Annotated in this window: 22 protein-coding genes and 1 tRNA gene; 3 read left to right on the top strand and 20 right to left on the bottom strand. The window is 49.4% G+C overall.

All coding sequences use genetic code 11. The features are described 5' to 3' along the window. Positions 1 to 2: 2 nt before the first annotated feature. The 4 genes from FHC52_RS19270 to FHC52_RS19255 form a co-directional block, all read right to left on the bottom strand. Positions 3 to 176 carry a hypothetical protein gene (locus FHC52_RS19270; protein ID WP_220420209.1) on the bottom strand — a complete coding sequence of 58 codons (174 nt, stop codon included), beginning with the start codon at positions 174 to 176 and terminating at the stop codon, positions 3 to 5. Between the two features lie 11 nt (positions 177 to 187). Beyond that, entirely contained in the window at positions 188 to 982 is a 795-nt protein-coding gene (trbJ, locus tag FHC52_RS19265; protein ID WP_086631479.1) for a P-type conjugative transfer protein TrbJ, read from the bottom strand. Positions 983 to 1,063: 81 nt separating this feature from the next. Continuing rightward, on the bottom strand, positions 1,064 to 1,417 hold the full coding sequence (traJ, locus tag FHC52_RS19260) for a conjugal transfer transcriptional regulator TraJ (protein ID WP_220420208.1): 354 nt from the start codon (positions 1,415 to 1,417) through the stop codon (positions 1,064 to 1,066). Positions 1,418 to 1,700: 283 nt separating this feature from the next. Further along, a complete protein-coding gene (locus tag FHC52_RS19255) occupies positions 1,701 to 1,982 on the bottom strand; it encodes a hypothetical protein (protein ID WP_227659675.1) in 282 nt (93 codons plus the stop codon). 740 nt (positions 1,983 to 2,722) lie between these two features. On the opposite strand from FHC52_RS19255, the gene FHC52_RS19250 reads away from it, so the two are divergent. After that, the gene (locus FHC52_RS19250) at positions 2,723 to 2,974 is read left to right on the top strand and encodes a HigA family addiction module antitoxin (RefSeq protein WP_097734174.1); all 252 of its coding nucleotides are present in this window, start codon (positions 2,723 to 2,725) and stop codon (positions 2,972 to 2,974) included. Between the two features lie 159 nt (positions 2,975 to 3,133). Here FHC52_RS19250 and FHC52_RS19245 read toward each other — a convergent pair whose 3' ends face one another. The 6 genes from FHC52_RS19245 to proB all read right to left on the bottom strand — a co-directional run bounded on the left by FHC52_RS19245 (position 3,134) and on the right by proB (position 8,877). Further along, complete coding sequence (locus tag FHC52_RS19245) at positions 3,134 to 3,814, bottom strand: hypothetical protein (protein WP_117062028.1); 681 nt, start codon at positions 3,812 to 3,814, stop codon at positions 3,134 to 3,136. Beyond that, entirely contained in the window at positions 3,811 to 4,923 is a 1,113-nt protein-coding gene (locus FHC52_RS19240) for a hypothetical protein (RefSeq protein WP_117062029.1), read from the bottom strand. Before FHC52_RS19240 ends, FHC52_RS19245 begins: the two co-directional genes overlap by 4 nt. After that, the gene (locus FHC52_RS19235; protein WP_097734178.1) at positions 4,920 to 6,038 is read right to left on the bottom strand and encodes a hypothetical protein; all 1,119 of its coding nucleotides are present in this window, start codon (positions 6,036 to 6,038) and stop codon (positions 4,920 to 4,922) included. The genes FHC52_RS19240 and FHC52_RS19235 overlap by 4 nt, the downstream gene beginning before the upstream one ends. A 283-nt stretch (positions 6,039 to 6,321) precedes the next feature. After that, positions 6,322 to 6,397 (bottom strand) — tRNA-Thr (locus FHC52_RS19230). A gap of 111 nt (positions 6,398 to 6,508) precedes the next feature. Next, complete coding sequence (gene proA / locus FHC52_RS19225) at positions 6,509 to 7,762, bottom strand: glutamate-5-semialdehyde dehydrogenase (RefSeq protein WP_032646979.1); 1,254 nt, start codon at positions 7,760 to 7,762, stop codon at positions 6,509 to 6,511. Between the two features lie 11 nt (positions 7,763 to 7,773). Continuing rightward, the gene (gene proB / locus FHC52_RS19220) at positions 7,774 to 8,877 is read right to left on the bottom strand and encodes a glutamate 5-kinase (RefSeq protein WP_021242883.1); all 1,104 of its coding nucleotides are present in this window, start codon (positions 8,875 to 8,877) and stop codon (positions 7,774 to 7,776) included. A gap of 304 nt (positions 8,878 to 9,181) precedes the next feature. Here proB and phoE point away from each other — a divergent pair, with 304 nt between their 5' ends. Further along, on the top strand, positions 9,182 to 10,234 hold the full coding sequence (gene phoE, locus FHC52_RS19215; protein ID WP_008501878.1) for a phosphoporin PhoE: 1,053 nt from the start codon (positions 9,182 to 9,184) through the stop codon (positions 10,232 to 10,234). 136 nt (positions 10,235 to 10,370) lie between these two features. On the opposite strand, the gene crl is transcribed toward phoE, so the two are convergent. From crl to gpt, 3 genes are all read right to left on the bottom strand, one after another. Beyond that, positions 10,371 to 10,772 carry a sigma factor-binding protein Crl gene (gene crl, locus FHC52_RS19210; protein WP_008500249.1) on the bottom strand — a complete coding sequence of 134 codons (402 nt, stop codon included), beginning with the start codon at positions 10,770 to 10,772 and terminating at the stop codon, positions 10,371 to 10,373. Between the two features lie 57 nt (positions 10,773 to 10,829). Then, on the bottom strand, positions 10,830 to 12,074 hold the full coding sequence (gene frsA / locus FHC52_RS19205; RefSeq protein WP_032674213.1) for an esterase FrsA: 1,245 nt from the start codon (positions 12,072 to 12,074) through the stop codon (positions 10,830 to 10,832). A 104-nt stretch (positions 12,075 to 12,178) separates the two neighbouring features. Then, positions 12,179 to 12,637 carry a xanthine phosphoribosyltransferase gene (gpt, locus tag FHC52_RS19200; RefSeq protein ID WP_003863205.1) on the bottom strand — a complete coding sequence of 153 codons (459 nt, stop codon included), beginning with the start codon at positions 12,635 to 12,637 and terminating at the stop codon, positions 12,179 to 12,181. A gap of 260 nt (positions 12,638 to 12,897) precedes the next feature. On the opposite strand from gpt, the gene pepD reads away from it, so the two are divergent. After that, positions 12,898 to 14,355 carry a cytosol nonspecific dipeptidase gene (gene pepD, locus FHC52_RS19195; RefSeq protein WP_008500251.1) on the top strand — a complete coding sequence of 486 codons (1,458 nt, stop codon included), beginning with the start codon at positions 12,898 to 12,900 and terminating at the stop codon, positions 14,353 to 14,355. A 76-nt stretch (positions 14,356 to 14,431) separates the two neighbouring features. Here pepD and dinB read toward each other — a convergent pair whose 3' ends face one another. From dinB to FHC52_RS19160, 7 genes are all read right to left on the bottom strand, one after another. After that, positions 14,432 to 15,490, bottom strand: coding sequence for a DNA polymerase IV (dinB, locus tag FHC52_RS19190; protein ID WP_023293207.1), 1,059 nt, complete (start codon positions 15,488 to 15,490; stop codon positions 14,432 to 14,434). Positions 15,491 to 15,598: 108 nt separating this feature from the next. Then, positions 15,599 to 15,802 carry a (Na+)-NQR maturation NqrM gene (gene nqrM, locus FHC52_RS19185; RefSeq protein WP_023615899.1) on the bottom strand — a complete coding sequence of 68 codons (204 nt, stop codon included), beginning with the start codon at positions 15,800 to 15,802 and terminating at the stop codon, positions 15,599 to 15,601. Next, positions 15,802 to 17,025 (bottom strand): NADH:ubiquinone reductase (Na(+)-transporting) subunit F, encoded by a 1,224-nt coding sequence (nqrF, locus tag FHC52_RS19180; protein WP_008500254.1) that lies wholly within the window; start codon positions 17,023 to 17,025, stop codon positions 15,802 to 15,804. The genes nqrM and nqrF overlap by 1 nt, the downstream gene beginning before the upstream one ends. A gap of 10 nt (positions 17,026 to 17,035) precedes the next feature. Then, complete coding sequence (gene nqrE / locus FHC52_RS19175) at positions 17,036 to 17,632, bottom strand: NADH:ubiquinone reductase (Na(+)-transporting) subunit E (RefSeq protein ID WP_008500255.1); 597 nt, start codon at positions 17,630 to 17,632, stop codon at positions 17,036 to 17,038. A 6-nt stretch (positions 17,633 to 17,638) separates the two neighbouring features. Further along, positions 17,639 to 18,277 (bottom strand): NADH:ubiquinone reductase (Na(+)-transporting) subunit D, encoded by a 639-nt coding sequence (locus FHC52_RS19170; RefSeq protein ID WP_008500256.1) that lies wholly within the window; start codon positions 18,275 to 18,277, stop codon positions 17,639 to 17,641. Beyond that, positions 18,270 to 19,064, bottom strand: a complete 795-nt coding sequence (locus FHC52_RS19165; RefSeq protein WP_023293210.1) for a Na(+)-translocating NADH-quinone reductase subunit C — start codon at positions 19,062 to 19,064, stop codon at positions 18,270 to 18,272. The genes FHC52_RS19170 and FHC52_RS19165 overlap by 8 nt, the downstream gene beginning before the upstream one ends. Continuing rightward, the gene (locus FHC52_RS19160) at positions 19,057 to 20,292 is read right to left on the bottom strand and encodes an NADH:ubiquinone reductase (Na(+)-transporting) subunit B (RefSeq protein ID WP_008500258.1); all 1,236 of its coding nucleotides are present in this window, start codon (positions 20,290 to 20,292) and stop codon (positions 19,057 to 19,059) included. The genes FHC52_RS19165 and FHC52_RS19160 overlap by 8 nt, the downstream gene beginning before the upstream one ends. Positions 20,293 to 20,294 lie beyond the last annotated feature (2 nt).

The following is a 20,294-nucleotide window of genomic DNA, read 5'->3' as shown; positions in this document are numbered from 1 at the left end:
AATTACCATTCTCGCTTAGGGCTAGGATTGTTATTGCCACGCAGGGCACATTTATCGTAGTTATGTTCGTTCAATTTATTCTCTAGCGTCGATAAACAATCTTCATCTTTTTTATCGCAAGAGCATAGAATTAATGAAATTATTAGAATAAAAATGACCAAAAGTTTATCTTTCATTCAGCTCTCCCTCACCAAATTCGCTTCGGGCTTAGTGTGTTCTCGCCAGCTAACGCTTTTTCATCAGCGACTATTTGTTGGGCTTCTTTATCAGCCTCAGCCTGTGCCAGTGTTGCTGCAGCGTTTTGCTGGGATACCAGAAGCGAGCGGATTTGCAGCAACTGGTTCGTTTGAGCACTGGCAAGCTGGTTAGCGGCCTGAATAGCTTCCATTTGCCCTTGTGCGCCGGTTGCCTGCGTTTGCAAATCTGCAAGGTTGTCAGCATCGCTTTGCAGTGTTTCCTGCTGTTCGTCAAGAGCCTTAAATACAGCGTCATTGGCCTTTTTACGTGCCTCAGAGCTGTTCTGTTCAGCTTTGCGCAGTGCGCTAATTTCATCCGCAGTACATTCAACATTACTGTTAAAGCACGGTGATGAGCGGTAGTAATTCACGTCCTGATAACGTTTCAGATATGAATCAAGACTCCCGGCCTGGTTTTTGTAGTAATTAAGGGTGTCCTGCGCCTGCAACAATTTGTTGATGGTCGAATTGGCCTGATCCCAGATATAGGCTGCAGGTGCGACTGTATTTTTGAGCATGTTTTCATACTGCTGCAGCTGCGTCTGGTACTGCTGGATCTGTTTTGCCACAGCCTGAACGTTATTGACTGCGCTGATTGTGGTCTGCACCACATTAGTACCATCAATTACAGGGATACCGGCTGTCGCCGGTAATGCCATGATGGACGCCAGGAAGGAAGCTGCTAATGATTTTTTAGCTGCTAAAATCTCTCTCAGTGATGAAAATACTCGGAGCATTAACTTCATTTGCCCACCTCAAATTTAACTGATTATTAATATTGAAAACTCGTACTTTTAACAAATACAGATATTTAGGAAACCATAAATTTATTTATCCAAGATTCTATCCATAATATTTCTTAGTTCTTGTCTGGTTGATTCTATTTTAGAAAGCAACGTTTTTATCAATGAGGGTGAAAAATCAACTGTGCGTGGATCGTCAGCTAACCACAGTTTAAGTAACCCACCAAGTCGACCAAGATCAGCATTTACTCGGCTAAGCTCTACAACCTGTTCAATATCTACCATAGATTCAACCTGATAACCCATTGCTACTTTACGAATGAAACTCGCTACACTTAAGCCAGATGCTTCTGCATTTTCCTGGATTTGCGCTTTTTCATCTGGCAAACAATAAACTTTAATTGGTGTACTATTTTTTCTAGTCTGAGAAACGGTCATATCATTCTCCATACAGGCGGTAGCCGATCAGCCTCGCAGAGCAGGACTCCGTTGAGCAGCTCAGCTGCGAATAAGGGAAGGTAAAGTAGAAGCACCGTTTACGGTGGGCCTACTTTACATGTCCTGCCCCACTGTTGCCGTTGTATATCTGTGTACCCATTGTGTATTTCGGTGTAAGCAGTGTGTTTTCTTGATGTATTACTGCAGGTTTATTCATATATTAAGTGTGTAATGCATGTGTTTTCTGAAAGGAAACTGATTTAAATACCAAACTTTAAGATAATTATTCTCTCGGTTTTATCTTCGGTGGCCTACCTCGTTTCTTTTGAACCATTTCAGCACGCTGCATTGAAACGCGGTTTTCCAACTCTGATTCAACAGAATTATCTATCCACTCTTTAACATCTTCTCTACGCCACAAAAGCCGCTTATTGCCAGGAAGACGGCATCTGGGAGGGAGGCATTTAGGATTCCGAGTTGCATCACTACGGATACTTTTTACTGTTTTCTTCAAAGCAAAAGCTAACTCTTCGACGGTTATAAGTTCAGGCATAACTGGTTTCATAGCAGAACCTATCTCTCAGAAAATATTTTCAGGATTTTAGCCGCTAAAATTTTAGCCGCTAAATTTTGCAACCCAACGTTAAGAATTGAGAATACCCAAAAATTATCACCTGAAATATTTCTGTCAACACCTCAACAGCCAGAGGAAATAAAAAACCACTGGACCAGCTCTATTTTTTTGTTCATTTTTTGCACAGCAATAAGGTTTTAATAAGTCTTTTAGTATTTTGGTTATATATATGGTTAAAGATCTGGTTAGAGAACAATAAAACAATAGCTAATCCGTTGTTTTGTAATTAATTTAAAAAAAATGCCCTACCTCATATGTCAATAGTTTGCCCCTCATATGTCATGAAATCGCCCCTTATATGTCATAAACACACAGAATTAAATACAGGTTATGAACATACTTACTAACAGAATTTGTGGATAAATACACAGGATATACGTAAGAAATAATAATTGTTTAGCTAAACAAAATAGCAACAAATAAAATGAAACAAATTGTAAATAGACTAAAAATAAACGCTATTCGACCGTTAAATATAGATCGCCCTCTTAAAGATTAATCATTTATCACAACGGATATATCGAAATTGTGACGTATAAACAGCTACTGAACTGTTCAGTAAAACTGTTCTAAAGGAATGTTTAGCTAAACAATCATGGCAGAGATTTCTGGACTGAACACATCTGAGTGATAGAATAAATAAGTGGTGAACAAACTAATGAGTAACCGGGATGAAGACAGAAACTGCGGAACCAACAACCGTGGGAGAAATGCTTTTAGAAGAGTTTTTGAAACCAATGGGTATGTCTTCACGTGAGTTGGCAGATTTGATGAAGATCACGGATAAAAGAATTGAAGATATTTTGATGGATTATAAAAAAATAAATAAACGCGAAGGACTATTACTCGCGAAGATTTTTCAGACAGATAATGACTTTTGGACCAGGTTACAAAGAGCACATTTTAAATGGCTGAGAGGATAACAACAAAAAATAAATGCTTATTCGTATCATTTCAGCAAATCCTTCAAAATATCACGAGCGAAACATTATCCTCAAACTAGTTTAAGTTAGATAAGTGGAGGAGTGATTTTTACACAGTAATAGCCCGCCAATTATTAAAGACAATTAAACAGCCCTATCTCACTCGTCGTTTCTTATTAATTTCCTTTCTAAAAATTCAATTGCATCCTCACTATCAGATAAAATACTTGTAGTTTTAATATCTAACGAACAGGGTGAGCCATTGAAAATAGCTTGTACTTTCGCATAATCAAATTTAAACTCTCGCTTACCAAACTCTGAAAGAAAATTTTCCAAAGCATTATGAGAAGAAACAACTTCAATGCTAGCAGAAGTTGTAATATTAATACTAATACCAGAAGCTTTTACTTTCTTTATCTTCACATTTCTAAATTCAGAATTTAGAATAGAAAATATTGTATTCATTACATCTATTTTGATTGGTTCTATATAAAAATTTTCATTGAAAATCTTTTTCCAAAAACTAAAGAATTCGTTTAAAGCCCGCGGTGCATTTTCCACTCGCATGAGATATGTATCATTATCAAAAATCTTCATCTTAAATGACGTATAGATAAAGCGTTCAATTTTAATGTCATCCTCTGTACCATCTGGTCTATTAATTTTTTCATGTTGAATTACTCGCTCCACAAAGGTGGCACTTAATGATTCATTATCAATATTATTAATGATATAACCTTTACTCTCTTTATTGCTAAATTTATGTTTGTGCAAAATTTCCACAACATCATCCAATCTAGATGGTGTGTTAACTAATAGCCATTTGTAACGAGAAATCATATAGCGCCCCCCTCATCATCCTTGCTGTTTTCATCTAATTTTGAAAACTCCTCCAAAAGATCTTTGGCAGTTTTTAATACGAGTTTATTGAACTTCATCTCTTCACTTTTACTGAGGTTTACTCGGTTTTTATGGTGCGTATCAGTGATGTCTGTACTATCAACTTTCACAGGATAATAACCTTTAACCAAAAATGCAAAATCTGAACAGGTTTCAGGTTCTGAAAATAAAGCTTCAATCTCATAGATATCTGAATCGAGATATCTATCATCTGTAACTGTCCAAACAATTCGCCAAATATAAAAACCTTTTTTATATAATGAACCCAATTCTTGTGATAACGTTACACCAGTTCCTGATAGAGATGCTTTTTTAATATGAGAACCTGTTCCATCATCCTTATCTGGATTATATACATAAACATCGGTCACACTTACCAGGCTGTACCCTTCCATTGATGTAGTTAGTTTATCAAATAATTTACTAACCAAGCTTTTATCTATTACATCTTCAAGGTTTATTTCATCACGTATTAATGACGAATGTTTTTCTGCAAGTGCATCAAATATCAATGATGTAACAACTTCCATTTTTTTATTGTGTGGCCCAATCAAGCTAAATCCTTGCGCATTTTTCTCTATAATAATTTCGGCGTCTTTATCAACGACTTGTCTAAACTCAGACTTCGTAAAATCAGGTTCACTATATTCAATTTTCAAAGTATAGCTTTTTCCAACTATGTTATAATCAACAATATCATTGCTGGTAACCGATAAATGTTCTTTAACTTTATCTAATGCCTCTTCTATATCTTCACTAGTAATATCAGTGCTAATTAAATCAACGGATTTAACTCGCTCTCGTTGCGTTGAAACGCCTAATATCTTTGAGAGAAACTCATAATCCTCATAGCCATGAATATATTTTGAAAAATTATCTGCCAAAATTTCTTTAGATGTTTTATTGGAAATAATAACACCTCTCGTAAAATACAGTTCTTTTATATCATCCCTTGTTACTTTATATTGCTGCAGCGCGTCAAACATGGCTTTATCTGTTGCACTATAGATAGCACCAGTTCTGTTCCCATAATCTCCTTTATTACTCATTTCGTTCTCCTTGCCACTTCTTTTGTTTTATAACAAGTTTGCATTAGGGTAATTTCTTTGATTGAAATTCTGTCAAGAATATTCTTTTTATTATCATCATACCCCCAACTTCTTATATAAATATCTTTTGCTTTTTCAAAATGACTGATCACATCTGGGTCGGGTTCATAATGTGCCAAACGAAGCCTTATATTATGTTCTCCATTTAAAATTTGATATCTGGATAATGTATCAAAGAGATAAACAAACTCATAAGGATCATTCCCAGGACGATTGTAATAAATAACGAATCCTGCCTGAGTTGTTTTTAGTTGACCACTTCTATCTTTAGTTTCCACCATATCATGTTCAATAATTAAATAAGGTGCTGTTATAGCCTCTATAGTCGCCGGCCTTGAATATTTATCACCACTTATTGTTTTATTTCTTATCAGCTCTGGATAGTAGAATGAATATTCTTCGCGTGGAAATGTTCCTTCTCGATGAAGCCTATCAATATCAGCAATAATTGTTGTCATGTAGCTAATCATCAAAGGCTCTACGATATGAATTTGTTGATTGCTTTTTAATCCTATAGAAGCCAAATTGATGCCTAACTTTCTTCTTTCATTAACTTTTTCTGTTTTGAAAACTTTGTAGAAATCTCTATGATATTTTCCATCATGATTATAAATGAAAAGCATCCCTCGTATTTCATACTTAATAGAGTCGATTCCATACCTATTTTTCCATTCGGGACTTATTGAAGCGCAGTCAATAGTTTTAGCTATTGACTTGAGCATATCTCTTACATCGCTTGGTCTAATGCTTTTAGCAGCATAGCTTTTTAAATCAGTATTAAAAAGCACATCTTTGCCACTATATGGATCATTGTATTTAAATACAATGTCTACCGGATGAGTACACTTTTTTTCACTCTCAACTTCATTGGCCTGTTCCGATTCTACTTCATTATCACTTTCACTGCTATTCGCTATTTTTTTGGGAAAATGCTCTTCAGATTTACGGCACGAAAAGTTTTCATCGTAGAGATTGATTTCCTTCCATTTAAACCACGAAAATATATCGTTGGACACTTCATGGGCCAACTCACTTATATTGATAGTCTCAGCCATGTAAAATCACCTTTACTTATAGTTTTCTTCCTAAAATAATCCACATAGAATAATTGCTTATGGAATTATTTTTGCATTCATTCAAAGCAAAAATGCACCACGGAAGGAATCAGATAACTCTGTTATCTATTATATTTATAATGTGCATTGTTTAACAGTTGGATGCAAAATTTTTAATCTCTTTTGCCACAATTTTGCCACACCTACAACGCGCAAAATTGCACATTAGTGTTGAATAAAGCAAAACACTGCAATAGTATCTTGATGATTTTACGAGAAAAGATGGTGCCGATAATAGGAGTCGAACCTACGACCTTCGCATTACGAATGCGCTGCTCTACCAACTGAGCTATATCGGCCCTGAGAGGCCGGTTACGAGTGTAACCACGGGGCAAAAGGTTAGATCTATCCGGGTGATGCGTCAATGCCCTTTTGAATCAAACGGCTATTTTTGCATCACCCGTGATTATTTACGCACGAATCGTATCGTCGCCGAAGCCGATCCACTTGTACGTGGTCAGCGCTTCCAGCCCCATCGGACCGCGGGCGTGCAGTTTCTGCGTGCTGACCGCTACCTCAGCGCCGAGGCCGAACTGGCCGCCGTCGGTGAAGCGGGTGGAAGCATTCACATACACCGCAGAGGAATCCACTTCGTTCACGAAACGATCGGCATTGCGCAGCGTACGCGTCAGGATGGCGTCAGAATGCTGCGTGCCATGCTCACGGATGTGCGCAATCGCGTCGTCAAGATCGCTCACGATTTTCACGTTCAGATCCAGTGACAGGAACTCGTCGTCGTACTGCTCCGCGTTGACGGGAACGACGTTAGCCGGGCCATCCTGCAGCAGCGCGAGCGCACTGGCGTCAGCATGCAGCGTCACGCCGCTCTCTGCCATCTGTTTGCTCAGGGCCGGCAGGAAGGTGTTCGCTATGTCCTGATGCACCAGCAGCGTTTCAACGGTGTTACAGGTGCTAGGACGCTGGGTCTTCGCGTTCACGATAATCTTCAGCGCAGGAGCAATCTCAGCGCTGTCGTCTACCACGATATGACACACGCCAATACCGCCGGTGATCACCGGGATCGTCGACTGCTCGCGGCACAGCTTGTGCAGGCCCGCGCCGCCGCGTGGGATCAGCATGTCGATGTATTTGTCCATGCGCAGCATTTCGTTGACCAGCGCGCGGTCCGGGCTCTCAATTGCCTGCACGGCACCCGCCGGTAAGCCACACTCTTCCAGCGCCTGCTGAATGACTTTCACCGTCGCGGCGTTGGTGCGCCAGGTCTCTTTCCCACCGCGCAGAATCGCGGCGTTGCCGGTTTTCAGGCACAGGGAGGCGACATCCACCGTCACGTTTGGTCGGGCTTCATAAATAACGCCGATAACGCCCAGCGGCACGCGACGGCGCTCCAGGCGTAAACCGCTGTCGAGCAGCCCACCGTCAATCACCTGCCCTACCGGATCAGCCAGATTGCAGACCTGACGAACATCGTCGGCGATGCCTTTCAGGCGAGCCGGGGTCAACGCCAGACGGTCGAGCATCGCTTCGCTCAGACCGTTGCGGCGCGCTTCCAGTAAATCCTGCTCGTTGGCGAGCAAAATCTCCTGGGACTGAGATTCCAGATAATCAGCGATTTTTTCCAGCACGCGGTTTTTCTCGCGGCTGGAAAGGAGCGCAAGTTTGTAAGAGGCGGCCTTCGCGGCGGCGCCCATTTGTTCCAGCATGTTCTGGCTCCTTAACGAATAATCATGTCATCGCGATGCACGGCAACCGGGCCATATTCATAGCCCAGAATGGCGTCGATCTGCTGCGAATGGTGACCCGCGATGCGGCGCAGGGCATCGCTGTTATAGCGGCTTACGCCGTGGGCGATGTCGCGGCCTTCGAGGTTACGGATGCGGATCACTTCACCACGGGAGAAGTTGCCTGTCACGCTTTTAATTCCTTTAGGAAGTAATGAACTTCCTCGTTCCAGAATCGCGGCGGTCGCCCCTTCATCAACGACGAGTTCGCCCGCAGGCGGCGCGCCAAATATCCAGCGTTTACGGTTTTCCAGCGGAGATTCCTGGGCGTGGAAGCGGGTGCCAACGGAGATGCCTTCCATCACGTCGCCAATCACGCCAGGGCGGCTGCCCGCGGCAATGATGGTGTCGATACCGGCGCGGCACGCCACGTCGGCGGCCTGCAGCTTGGTCCCCATGCCGCCCGTTCCGAGGCCGGACACGCTGTCACCGGCGATGGCGCGCAGCGCATCGTCGATACCGTGAACGTCGGTAATCAGCTCGGCTTCCGGGTTAGCGCGCGGATCGGCAGTGAACAACCCCTGCTGATCGGTCAGAAGCAGTAATTTATCGGCGCCAGCCAGAATGGCGGCCAGCGCAGAGAGGTTATCGTTATCACCCACTTTGATTTCAGCGGTAGCAACGGCATCGTTCTCATTAATGACCGGAACGATATTGTTGTCCAGCAGCGCGCGCAGGGTATCGCGGGCGTTCAGGAAGCGCTCTCTGTCTTCCATATCCGCACGCGTCAGCAGCATCTGCCCGACGTGGATGCCATAGATAGAGAACAGCTGTTCCCAGAGTTGAATGAGTCGGCTTTGTCCCACGGCGGCCAGCAGCTGTTTAGAGGCGATCGTCGCGGGGAGTTCGGGGTAACCCAGGTGTTCACGCCCGGCGGCAATCGCCCCGGAGGTCACAATTACAATACGATGCCCTGCGGCATGTAACTGAGCGCACTGACGTACAAGCTCAACTATGTGGGCGCGATTTAGGCGGCGCGATCCGCCTGTTAACACACTGGTACCGAGTTTTACCACCAGCGTCTGGCTGTCACTCATGATTCTCTGCCGTTCAACGATAAGGGAAAGTAATGTCGAACGAACGTTTTAGCAGGAGTCAGCCCCGTTGCCAACTGCCTTAGCACATCGCGAAACACTTTGTTGCGCGGGATCAGGAAGCGTAGCGGGAGAATTTGACACTTTTATTACCGAAATAATAAATCACAGTTTTTTAAAATTATTCTTAGTTTGTCATAAAAGTTTCATTCCAGAACGATAAAACCCTTCCTGTTTTTTCACGGGACTTAAGCATGAGCTTATCGTCCAGCGAATTTTTTAGCGCGTTTATAAGACAGGATCGAAAATGAAAAAGAGCACTCTGGCATTAATGGTTATGGGCGTAGTGGCTTCTGCATCCGTTCACGCAGCTGAAGTTTATAATAAAGATGGTAATAAGCTGGACGTGTACGGCAAAGTGAAAGCCATGCACTACATCAGCGATGATGCCACCAAAGATGGCGATCAGACTTACGTTCGTTTCGGTTTTAAAGGCGAAACCCAGATTAACGATCAGCTGACGGGCTATGGTCGTTGGGAATCTGAATTTGCGGGTAACAAAGCCGAGAGCGACTCCTCTCAGAAAACCCGTCTGGCGTTCGCGGGCCTGAAGCTGAAAAACTTTGGCTCTCTGGATTACGGTCGTAACCTGGGTGCGCTGTATGACGTCGAAGCATGGACCGACATGTTCCCTGAGTTCGGCGGCGACTCTTCCGCGCAGACCGATAACTTCATGACCAAGCGTGCGACCGGTCTTGCCACCTACCGCAACACCGACTTCTTCGGCGCGGTTGACGGCCTGGACATGACCCTGCAGTACCAGGGTAAAAACGAAAACCGTGACGCCAAGAAGCAGAACGGTGACGGTTTTGGTACCTCTCTGAGCTATGACTTCGGCGGCAGCGATTTTGCCGTCAGCGGTGCTTACACTAACTCTGACCGCACCAACGCGCAGAACCTGCTGGCGCGTGGTCAGGGGCAGAAAGCCGAAGCCTGGGCTACCGGTCTGAAATATGACGCGAACGATATTTATCTGGCAGCGATGTATTCAGAAACCCGCAATATGACGCCAATTTCTGGCGGATTTGCCAATAAGGCACAGAACTTTGAAGTCGTCGCACAATATCAGTTCGACTTCGGTCTGCGTCCGTCCCTGGGTTATGTCCAGTCTAAAGGCAAAGATATCGAAGGTATTGGTGACGAAGATCTGGTGAAATATATTGACGTTGGCGCGACCTATTACTTCAACAAAAATATGTCCGCGTTTGTTGATTATAAAATTAACCAGATTGACGACGATAATAAACTGGGCGTGAGCAGCGATGATATCGTTGCCCTGGGTATGACCTACCAGTTCTAAGATTATCCGAATAAGAAAATCCCGGCAGATAAGCCGGGATTTTTTTTGCCCGGTGGCGCTGCGCTTACCGGGCCTACGGGATAGTGCATTTTGTAGGCCGGGTAAGGCGAAGCCGCTACCCGGCGCTGTGACGCTATCAGGCAGTCAGCTTCACCGCTTCGCTGGAAAAGTCATCCGCTGGCTCGAACTTAAGGTCCAGGGTGGCCAGCAGTGCGCTCGCTTTGTCGTGAAACTCTTTCAGGGTATATTCCAGGCGATCGATCACTTCCTGATCTTTAATGGTGGTGGCCTGCCAGTTACCGTCTTTATTAAACAGGCCAAACTGGTAGCTATACGTAAAGCGTTTTTCCTCTGCTTCCATTTCCATCCACCAGCCCCAGAATTCACGTTTTTCGGGTGCAGGCTTCACGTTGACGCATACAGCCAGGCAGTCGAAAAAAAAGCGATTCTCTTCACACTGCTCTTCTCGAATATACGGGCCAAGAGCCATGAACTTCTTAATCAATCTACTTTTCGGGTGTCCACTCGGTAACGTCATTGCGATCTCCTTTTGTGAAGCCACTGTTTTACCAAACCAGCGAAATTTAGCAATCTATTAACACAATCTCTGAGCGATCCAGCGCGTAATCTCCTTCAGAGCTTTATCGAAATTCTGATAGACCGGGCTGAACGGCACCTCAAGCAGTTTGCCATCCGCAGATGACGACGTGATTAAGCGCGACTCTTCTTCCGGACTGAACGGATCGTTTTTCCAGAACCCCGACAGCATCGGCGTCGGGCAGCGACGTCCCAACAACCCTTGCGTTTTTAACGAGTAGCGATTGAGCTCAACGCGCAGCGCTTCGTCTGATGCATCATGCATGCCAAGACGGCTGGCCAGCACATCAAGGTACATTTCGGGCACGCTCCCCTGGCGTGCGGGATCGCTGAGCAGGGCGTGAACGACCGGTCCAAGGCAGGCGACAGCTTTCAGGCGGGAGGATTCAAGGTAAGCCAGACGCACCGCGACGTTTGCGCCAAAGCGGAAGCCGAATGCCGCCACGCGGGTGTGGTCAACCCACGGAATGTTTTCCAGCGCTTTTAGCGCATGCTGGTGCAGCAGGCTGGAATCCTGAGTCAGTTTCCATTTGGAGGAGAAGCCAATTGAGGGCATATCCAGCGTCAGCATCGCGATCCCTTTTGGTGCGAAGTAGCGCTCATACAGGCTGTAATAGTCAATTTGCAGAGAGTCCAGCCCGCCGCACATCAGCACGGTCGGGAACGGGCCTTCACCTTCAGGCATATGCAGGAACCCGGTAACGGGCGCCCCGCCCGGAACAGCGAACTCAAGCTCGCGCATCTGGCCCGGCAGGCGTTGAGCCGCCTCTTCGTAGGCGCGATTGGCCAGCGCCTGCGCCTGTTCAGCCAGCTCATCGCCTTTCAGATGTGGATACGCGGCAATGGCATAGAGGTTGGCCGCATGCAGCCAGTGTTTGCCGCTGCACGTGGCATCCTCTTCCTGGCTGGCTTTTTGCTGCCAGAGCATCGCCTGTTTAGACCACTCGTAGATCCAGTTTCCGCCACGGTAGCCCACCACCGTATCATAGAGTTCGCTGTCGGTACGCTCGGCTTCACTCATCACGATACGTGCCTGCACATCAAGGATTTCACGGGGGTCGATACCGCGCCAGATCCACATCAGGCGGTTAATCATACGATACCAATGGGGCACGTTTTTACCGTCTAACGCGGACTGGACGGCAGGCTGGGTCCCCGGATTAAAGCGACGCACCAGCGTCGACGTTTCAGGGTGTTTGAAACGGGGTTTGAAAAGTGTCTCGGTGAGATTCGCCTGCGTCATTGCGTTGCCTCCATGAATACGTCATATGAAGACTATTGTAACGCGTGGCAGGCCAAAAAGAACAACGCCCGGCATAGCCGGGCGTGTAAAGTTACGTACTGGTATTAACGGCCTGAAATCGGCGGTACGAAGACCACGCCCATATCCCATGGTTGTTCAATCCAGGTATCCTGCGGAATATCAATCACGTAATCGTCAACCAGCGGGCGGCCAGCAGGCTTCGCGAAGATAGTGACGAAATGTGCTTTCGGATACATTTCACGGATAGCCACCGCGGTACCGCCGGTATCCACCAGGTCATCAATAACGATGAAGCCTTCACCGTCGCCTTCCGCGCGTTTCAGCACTTTCAGCTCGCGCTGGTTGTCATGGTCATAGCTGGAGATGCAAACGGTATCGACATGACGAATACCCAGCTCACGTGCCAGCAGCGCCCCCGGTACCAGACCGCCACGGCTGACGGCAATAATGCCTTTCCACTGTTCGGAAGGCATCAGACGCGCAGCCAGTTTGCGTGCGTGAATCTGCAACATGTCCCAGGTGACGACGTATTTTTCGCTCATGTGAAGTGTCCCAGCCTGTTTTTATACGGCTTAAAAAGTGTTCGAGGGGGAAATAGGTTGCGCGAGATTATAGAGATCTGACGCACTAAAAACCAGTGTTTAGCGCCCTCTGCCTGAGTTTTTACATGCTTTATGCTACCAGCCAGCAGAGAAAGTGGTATTCTCAGTTTCATCTCGCAAGCCTGACTTGTGGTAACTATTAACCTGCTAACCCTGTGACCTGCAACCCTGTTTGCAGCGCCTCGACAAGGAGACTTATCGTGTCTGAACTGTCTCAACTATCTCCGCAGCCGCTGTGGGATATTTTTGCCAAAATCTGCTCCATTCCACACCCTTCCTACCATGAAGAACAGCTTGCCGAACATATTATGGGTTGGGCGAAGGAAAAAGGTCTGCATGCGGAACGTGACCAGGTTGGCAACATTCTGATCCGCAAACCCGCCACCGCAGGCATGGAAAACCGTAAACCGGTTGTGCTGCAGGCGCACCTGGACATGGTGCCACAGAAGAACAACGACACCGTTCACGACTTCACCAAAGACCCGATTCAGCCGTACATCGACGGCGACTGGGTGAAAGCGCGCGGCACCACCCTGGGTGCGGATAACGGCATCGGTATGGCCTCTGCGCTGGCCGTGCTGGCTGACGACAGCGTTGAGCACGGTCCACTGGAAGTGCTGCTGACCATGACCGAAGAAGCGGGCATGGACGGGGCGTTCGGTCTGCAGGCGAACTGGCTGCAGGCGGATATCCTGATCAACACCGACTCCGAAGAAGAAGGCGAGATCTACATGGGCTGCGCGGGCGGGATTGATTTCATCTCTACCCTGCCGCTGTCACGCGAAGCGATTCCTGCCGGTTTCCAGACCTTCAAGCTGACGCTGAAAGGGCTGAAAGGCGGCCACTCCGGCGGTGATATTCATCTGGGTCTGGGTAACGCCAACAAGTTGCTGGCACGCTTCCTGGCAGGCCATGCGGCCGAGCTGGATCTGCGTCTGGTAGACTTCAACGGCGGTACCCTGCGCAACGCGATCCCGCGCGAAGCCTTCGCCACCGTAGCGGTACCAGCGGCAAAAGCCGACGAGCTGAAAAAACTCTCCACCGTGTACCTGGATATCCTGAAAAACGAACTGTCGGCGAAAGAGAAGAACCTGACCGTGGTGCTGGAATCCGTCTCCACGGATAAAGCCGCGCTGACCGTGCAGTCTCGTGACACCTTCGTTCAGCTGCTGAACGCGACGCCAAACGGCGTAATCCGCAACTCTGACGTGGCGAAAGGCGTAGTGGAAACCTCACTGAACGTGGGCGTGGTGACCATGAGCGACGACAGCGCGGAGATCATCTGCCTGATCCGCTCCCTTATCGACAGCGGTAAAGAGTATGTGGTGAGCATGCTGGAATCTCTGGGCACGCTGGCGGGCGCAAAAACCTCCGCCAAAGGCAGCTACCCGGGCTGGCAGCCGGATGCGAGCTCTCCGGTGATGGCACTGGTGCGTGAAACCTACCAGCGTCTGTTCAACAGCACGCCGAATATTCAGGTGATCCACGCGGGTCTGGAATGCGGTCTGTTCAAGAAACCGTATCCGAATATGGACATGGTATCTATCGGGCCGACTATTACCGGTCCGCACTCGCCGGATGAGCAGGTTCATATCGAAAGCGTCGGTCACTACTGGACGCTGCTGACTGAGCTGCTTAAGGCGATCCCAGTTAAGTAATACCCTCATCCCAGCCCTCTCCCACAGCGAGAGGGTGAAAAACCCAGGCCCGGTAAGCGTAGCGCACCGGGCTTTTTTACAATCCTAATACCAGCTGTCGCTCTAACTGCGGATCCAGCAGCGTGACGTGCAATCCCACCAGCCTCACCCCTCGCCCTCCTCGTCGCTCTTCCCATGCCTTTTTTGCCGTCGCGATAAGATCGTCTTTATTCAGACGCGGCCAGACATGTTCCTGCGTGGTCTGCTGAAAATCGTTGAATTTGAGCTTGATGCCCTGACGGGCAATCAGCAGGTCCGGTTTTAGCTTGCTTAAGCGTCGTTCCAGCTCAGGATAAAGCTGTTCCGTGATAATGGTTTCGCATTCGGACCAGTCATGAATATCTTCAATGAGGGTTCGCTCGACGCCGACGGATTTCCGCAGCCGTTCGCTGTTCACATCGCGATCGTCAATCCCCTGGCTGCGCTCCCACAGCACGCGGCCAAACTTCCCGAAGCGCTTGAGCAGCATGGCGAGGTCGCTTCGCTGCACGTCTTCGCAGGTGCGTAACCCCATGCTTTCCAGCTTTGCGGCGGAGACTTTCCCGACGCCGGGGATTTTGCCGAGCGGCAGCGTTTTTAAAAATGCAGGCACCTCTTCCGGCGTAATGACGTACTGGCCGTTGGGCTTATTTAAATCCGAAGCGATTTTGGCAAGGAATTTAACGGGCGCAACCCCCGCAGATGCCGTCAGATTCAGCTCGTTGAAAATCGTCTGGCGGATCTCCTGCGCCATCAGCGTGGCGGAGCCGTGGCAATGCACACTGTCGGTCACATCCAGATAGGCTTCGTCCAGCGACAGCGGTTCTATCAAAGAGGTATAGCGGGAGAAGATTTCCCGAATATGAAGGGAAGCCTCTTTATAGGCGTCGAACCGCCCGGGCAGAAGCGTGAGATGAGGGCAAAGCTTTAAGGCCATCGCCGTCGGCATGGCGCTACGCACGCCAAATTTGCGCGCAGGGTAGTTGGCGGTGCTGATAACACCACGCTGAACGCGGCTGCCGCCAATGGCGATGGGAATATCCCGCAGCGCCGGGTTGTCTCGCATCTCCACTGCGGCAAAAAAGCAGTCCATATCAACATGGATTATTTTGCGCATAGTAAGCCCTCACTCATAACTGGATAAGTATACAGTAAATAAATGAGGGTTGAGAAGCAGATGTAAGAATGCCGGGTGGCGGCGTTGCCTTACCCGGCCGACAAAAACTTAAATAATGCGCTGCTGCTCGCGCGCCATGCGTTTTTTGCGGGCGTCGCACGGTTCCGGGCAGTCGCAGACCTTCTCCATGCCAATGGAGGAAATACCGCCGCAGCTGCCCTGAATGCTTTTCCGCTTAACGATCCAGCCTAAAGACATGCCAAAGATGACAAGTACAAAAACCACAAAGGTTGCCAGAAACGTCAGCATCATCAGCCTCCAAAGTCATCGAGCATGATGTTCTCATCTTCGACGCCGAGATCTTTCAGCATCTTAATCACGGCGGCGTTCATCATCGGCGGACCACACATATAGAACTCGCAGTCCTCGGGAGCCGGGTGCTGTTTAAGGTAGTTTTCATACAGCACGTTGTGGATGAACCCCGTATAGCCCGTCCAGTTATCTTCCGGCTGCGGATCGGAGAGCGCCACGTGGAAGGTAAAGTTCGGGTTTTCACGCGCCAGCTGTTCAAACTCATCATCGTAGAACATCTCACGCAGCGAACGCGCCCCGTACCAGAAGCTGATTTTACGCTTGCTGCCGAGCCGCTTGAGCTGGTCAAAGATGTGCGAGCGCATCGGGGCCATGCCGGCACCGCCGCCGATAAAGACCATTTCCGCGTCGGTATCTTTCGCGAAGAACTCCCCGAACGGGCCGGAGATGGTCACCTTATCGCCCGGCTTCAGGGACCAGATGTATGATGACATCACGCCCGGCGGCGCATCCGGCACATTCGGTGGCGGCGTGGCGATACGCACGTTGAGCATGATAATGCCCTTCTCTTCCGGGTAGTTGGCCATCGAGTAGGCGCGCAGCGTCGGCTCTTTCACCTCTGATACAAAGCGGAAGAGATTGAATTTGTCCCAGTCGGCGCGGTACGCCTGCGGAACGTCAAAGTCCGCATACGCCACGGTATGCTCAGGGCACTCAATCTGAATGTATCCTCCGGCGCGGAACGGGACATCTTCCCCTTCCGGCACCCGCAGCTTCAGCTCTTTGATAAAGGTAGCTTTGTTATCATTAGAGATAACCTCACATTCCCATTTTTTGACGCCAAAAATCTCTTCCGGCAGTTCAATCTTCATGTTCTGACGCACTGCGACCTGACAGGCCAGACGGCAGCCCTCTTTTGCCTCACGCTTTGTGATATGCGACAGCTCGGTGGGCAGAATATCGCCGCCACCCTCTTTTACCGTCACGCGGCACTGTCCGCAGGAGCCGCCGCCGCCGCAGGCCGAGGAGACAAAAATTCCGTTACCGGAGAGCGTGTTGAGCAGTTTATCTCCCGCAGGCGTGCGGATCTGATTCTGCGGATCGTCGTTAATATCAATCACCACGTCGCCGGAATTCACCAGCTTCGCCCGCGCCGCCAGAATGAGCCCTGACAGCACCAGTACAATCAGCGTGAACATCACCACGCCAAGAATAATTTCCATCTGTAAGCCCTTATAGCTGCACGCCGGAGAAGGACATAAAGCCCAGTGCCATCAACCCGGTGGTAATAAAGGTGATCCCTAAGCCACGCAGGCCTGCAGGCACGTTGGCATATTTCATTTTTTCGCGGATCCCCGCCATGGTGACAATCGCCAGCATCCACCCGATGCCGGAGCCGAAACCGTACACCACGGATTCACTGAAGTTGTAATCACGCTGAACCATAAACGAGACGCCGCCGAAGATGGCGCAGTTCACCGCGATCAGCGGCAGGAAGATCCCCAGCGCGTTGTAGAGCGACGGGAAGTACTTATCGAGGATCATCTCCAGGATTTGCACCAGCGCGGCAATCACGCCAATAAAGGTGATGAAGTTCAGGAAGCTGAGGTCAACCCCTTCCACCAGCGCGCCGTCCCGCAGCACAAAGTTGTAGACCAGATTGTTAATCGGTACAGATAAGCCAAGCACCACGGTGACCGCGATACCCAGCCCAAATGCCGTCGACACTTTTTTGGACACCGCAAGGAACGTACACATGCCGAGGAAAAACGCGAGCGCCATGTTTTCAACAAACACCGCGCGCACAAACAAACTCAGGTAATGAGCCATCGTCGGTTACTCCTTTTCCTGCTGTTCTGGTCTCAAGGTACGAATCAGCCAGATCAACAAACCGATAATGAAAAATGCGCTGGGAGCCAGCAGGAACAGGCCGTTTGGCAGATACCATCCACCGTTTTGCACCGTGTCCAGCACCGTGATGCCAAACAGCTTACCGCTGCCAATGAGCTCACGCAGGAAGCCAACGGTCAGCAGGATCACACCGTAGCCGAGGCCGTTACCGATACCGTCCATAAAACTCGCCAGCGGCGGCATTTTCATGGCGTAGGCTTCCGCACGCCCCATCACAATACAGTTGGTGATGATCAGCCCGACAAACACCGAGAGCTGTTTGGAGGTTTCATAGGCGAAGGCGCGCAGCAGCTGATCGACCACGATCACCAGCGAGGCGATGATCGCCATCTGCACGATGATCCTCACGCTGTTGGGAATGTGGTGGCGGATCATCGAGATAAACATGCTCGAAAATGCCGTGACCAGCGTGACCGCCAGCGTCATCACCACCGCCGTTTCCAGCTTGGTCGTCACCGCCAGGGCTGAACAGACGCCCAGCACCTGCAGCGTAATCGGGTTATTGGCCAGCAGTGGGCCAATGAGCACCTTTTTGACTTCTTTCAGTTCACCGGTATCAGCCATTGTTCAGCGCTCCTTCACGTACGTTTTTCAGGAAAGGACCAAAACCCAGCTCGCCCATCCAGAAATCAAAACTGTGCTGCACGCCTTTGGAGGTGAGCGTGGCGCCGGACAGCCCGTCGACGGCGTAGTCGTCACCGGGACGTGCCGCCCCTTTCATCACCTTCAGCGCAGGCAGACCGTTATCGTCGAGCACTTTCTTACCGATAAACTGTGCCCGCCAGTTCGGGTTTTCGACTTCGCCACCCAGCCCCGGCGTTTCGCCCTGGTCGTAATACGTAATGCCTTTTACGGTACGGCCATCCGTATCAAGCGCCACAAAGGCATACATCATTGACCACAGGCCGTTGCCGTAGACAGGAAGCACCACTTCCTGAATGCGTTTTTGGGGGTCACGCACCAGATAAATTTCGGCGAGATTGCTGCGGCGCTTAATCCCGGCGGGATCTTGCGATGCCTCGAGCGTCAGGCTCATCTGCGGATCTTTCAGCGCCAGCGCCTGGTTATACTTCGCCGGATCTTTATCCAACAGCTGGCCGGTTTTCAAATCCACCAGACGCGGTGAAATACGCTCCGCAAATACCGCCGAGACGTCGTCTGCACTCATCCCTTCCTGCATCAACCCGGCCACGGCCAGTATGTTGCGCTGTTTATCCAGCGCACGTTGCGCCTGCTGCAGGGGTTTTAACCCCACGGCAGAGCCGGCCACGACAATCGAACAGACCAGACAGAGCACCAGCACCACCAGCAGCGTTTTGCTGATACTGTCGTTATTTTTAACTTCAGCCACGCGCCTTCCTCCGCTTAATGTTGGCCCGCACCACCAGGTAATCGAAGAGTGGCGCAAACAGGTTGGCAAACAGAATGGCCAGCATCATTCCTTCCGGGTACGCCGGGTTGACCACGCGGATCAGGACACACATCGCGCCAATGAGCACGCCATAGCTCCATTTACCTTTGTCCGTAAACGAGGCAGAGACGGGGTCGGTTGCCATGAACATCATGCCAAACGCGAAGCCACCCAGTACCAGATGCCAGTACCAGGGCATGGAGAACATTGGGTTGGTGGTCGAACCGATAACGTTGAACATCGTGGCGGTCAGCACCATGCCGATCATCACGCCCGCCACAATTCGCCAGGAGGCCACGCGCCCAAACAGGATGATCGCCCCACCAATCAAAATCATCAGCGTTGAAACTTCACCAATGGAACCCGGAATGTTGCCAATAAAGGCATCAAACCAGGTCACAGGCTGACCCGTCGCGTTGTTCACCAGCGTTTCGCCGCCGTGTGCCGCCCACTGTGAAAGCGGCGTCGCGCCGGAAAAACCGTCAGCCGCCGTCCAGACCAGGTCGCCGGAGATTTGCGCCGGATAGGCAAAGAAGAGGAACGCACGCCCCGCCAGCGCCGGGTTAAGGAAGTTCCGCCCGGTGCCGCCGAAGATCTCTTTGGCAATGACCACGCCAAAGCTGATGCCCAGCGCTGCCTGCCAGAGCGGTAGCGTCGGGGGAACAATCAGGGCAAACAGAATAGAGGTCACGAAGAAGCCTTCGTTGATCTCATGTTTACGGATGATGGCAAACAGCACTTCCCAGAAGCCGCCCACGATAAAGACCGTGATGTAAATCGGCAGGAAGAATACCGCCCCCAGCGTCATCATGCTCACCCAGCCCGCGTCTGGCGCAAAGCTCACCCCTAACGACTGGGCCAGACGGTAGTGCCAGTCAGACTGAAGCACCTGCGCCAGCTGCTGTGCATCGTACATGTGGTGCAGCGCCGGAATGGTCTGCAGACCGACGTTGTACATCCCCCAGAACATCGCCGGGAAGACCGCAAACCACACCAGGATCATCATCCGCTTAAGGTCGATGGCGTCACGGACGTGCGCCGCTCCTTTCGTCACCAGCCCCGGCGTGTAGAAAATGGTCGCCGTGGCTTCATACAGCGGGTAGTACTTTTTGAGCTTCCCTTCGGTAAAGTGCGGCTCAATTTTTTCAAAGAGGTGTTTTAAGCCCATCG

It is taken from the genome of Enterobacter sp. EC_64, from assembly GCF_019584165.1.
Classification (GTDB): Bacteria; Pseudomonadota; Gammaproteobacteria; order Enterobacterales; family Enterobacteriaceae; genus Enterobacter; species Enterobacter roggenkampii.
Note: the sequence above shows the minus strand (reverse complement) of the source record. Positions and strands in the feature narration are given on the sequence as shown.

What these genes read in the sequence shown, in the direction of transcription:
- FHC52_RS19270 (WP_220420209.1), bottom strand. Translation starts at nt 176, where the DNA reads ATGAAAGATAAACTTTTGGTCATTTTTATTCTAATAATTTCATTAATT.
- trbJ (WP_086631479.1), bottom strand. Translation starts at nt 982, where the DNA reads ATGAAGTTAATGCTCCGAGTATTTTCATCACTGAGAGAGATTTTAGCA.
- traJ (WP_220420208.1), bottom strand. Translation starts at nt 1,417, where the DNA reads ATGACCGTTTCTCAGACTAGAAAAAATAGTACACCAATTAAAGTTTAT.
- FHC52_RS19255 (WP_227659675.1), bottom strand. Translation starts at nt 1,982, where the DNA reads ATGAAACCAGTTATGCCTGAACTTATAACCGTCGAAGAGTTAGCTTTT.
- FHC52_RS19250 (WP_097734174.1), top strand. Translation starts at nt 2,723, where the DNA reads ATGAAGACAGAAACTGCGGAACCAACAACCGTGGGAGAAATGCTTTTA.
- FHC52_RS19245 (WP_117062028.1), bottom strand. Translation starts at nt 3,814, where the DNA reads ATGATTTCTCGTTACAAATGGCTATTAGTTAACACACCATCTAGATTG.
- FHC52_RS19240 (WP_117062029.1), bottom strand. Translation starts at nt 4,923, where the DNA reads ATGAGTAATAAAGGAGATTATGGGAACAGAACTGGTGCTATCTATAGT.
- FHC52_RS19235 (WP_097734178.1), bottom strand. Translation starts at nt 6,038, where the DNA reads ATGGCTGAGACTATCAATATAAGTGAGTTGGCCCATGAAGTGTCCAAC.
- proA (WP_032646979.1), bottom strand. Translation starts at nt 7,762, where the DNA reads ATGCTGGAACAAATGGGCGCCGCCGCGAAGGCCGCCTCTTACAAACTT.
- proB (WP_021242883.1), bottom strand. Translation starts at nt 8,877, where the DNA reads ATGAGTGACAGCCAGACGCTGGTGGTAAAACTCGGTACCAGTGTGTTA.
- phoE (WP_008501878.1), top strand. Translation starts at nt 9,182, where the DNA reads ATGAAAAAGAGCACTCTGGCATTAATGGTTATGGGCGTAGTGGCTTCT.
- crl (WP_008500249.1), bottom strand. Translation starts at nt 10,772, where the DNA reads ATGACGTTACCGAGTGGACACCCGAAAAGTAGATTGATTAAGAAGTTC.
- frsA (WP_032674213.1), bottom strand. Translation starts at nt 12,074, where the DNA reads ATGACGCAGGCGAATCTCACCGAGACACTTTTCAAACCCCGTTTCAAA.
- gpt (WP_003863205.1), bottom strand. Translation starts at nt 12,637, where the DNA reads ATGAGCGAAAAATACGTCGTCACCTGGGACATGTTGCAGATTCACGCA.
- dinB (WP_023293207.1), bottom strand. Translation starts at nt 15,490, where the DNA reads ATGCGCAAAATAATCCATGTTGATATGGACTGCTTTTTTGCCGCAGTG.
- nqrM (WP_023615899.1), bottom strand. Translation starts at nt 15,802, where the DNA reads ATGATGCTGACGTTTCTGGCAACCTTTGTGGTTTTTGTACTTGTCATC.
- nqrF (WP_008500254.1), bottom strand. Translation starts at nt 17,025, where the DNA reads ATGGAAATTATTCTTGGCGTGGTGATGTTCACGCTGATTGTACTGGTG.
- nqrE (WP_008500255.1), bottom strand. Translation starts at nt 17,632, where the DNA reads ATGGCTCATTACCTGAGTTTGTTTGTGCGCGCGGTGTTTGTTGAAAAC.
- FHC52_RS19170 (WP_008500256.1), bottom strand. Translation starts at nt 18,277, where the DNA reads ATGGCTGATACCGGTGAACTGAAAGAAGTCAAAAAGGTGCTCATTGGC.
- FHC52_RS19160 (WP_008500258.1), bottom strand. Translation starts at nt 20,292, where the DNA reads ATGGGCTTAAAACACCTCTTTGAAAAAATTGAGCCGCACTTTACCGAA.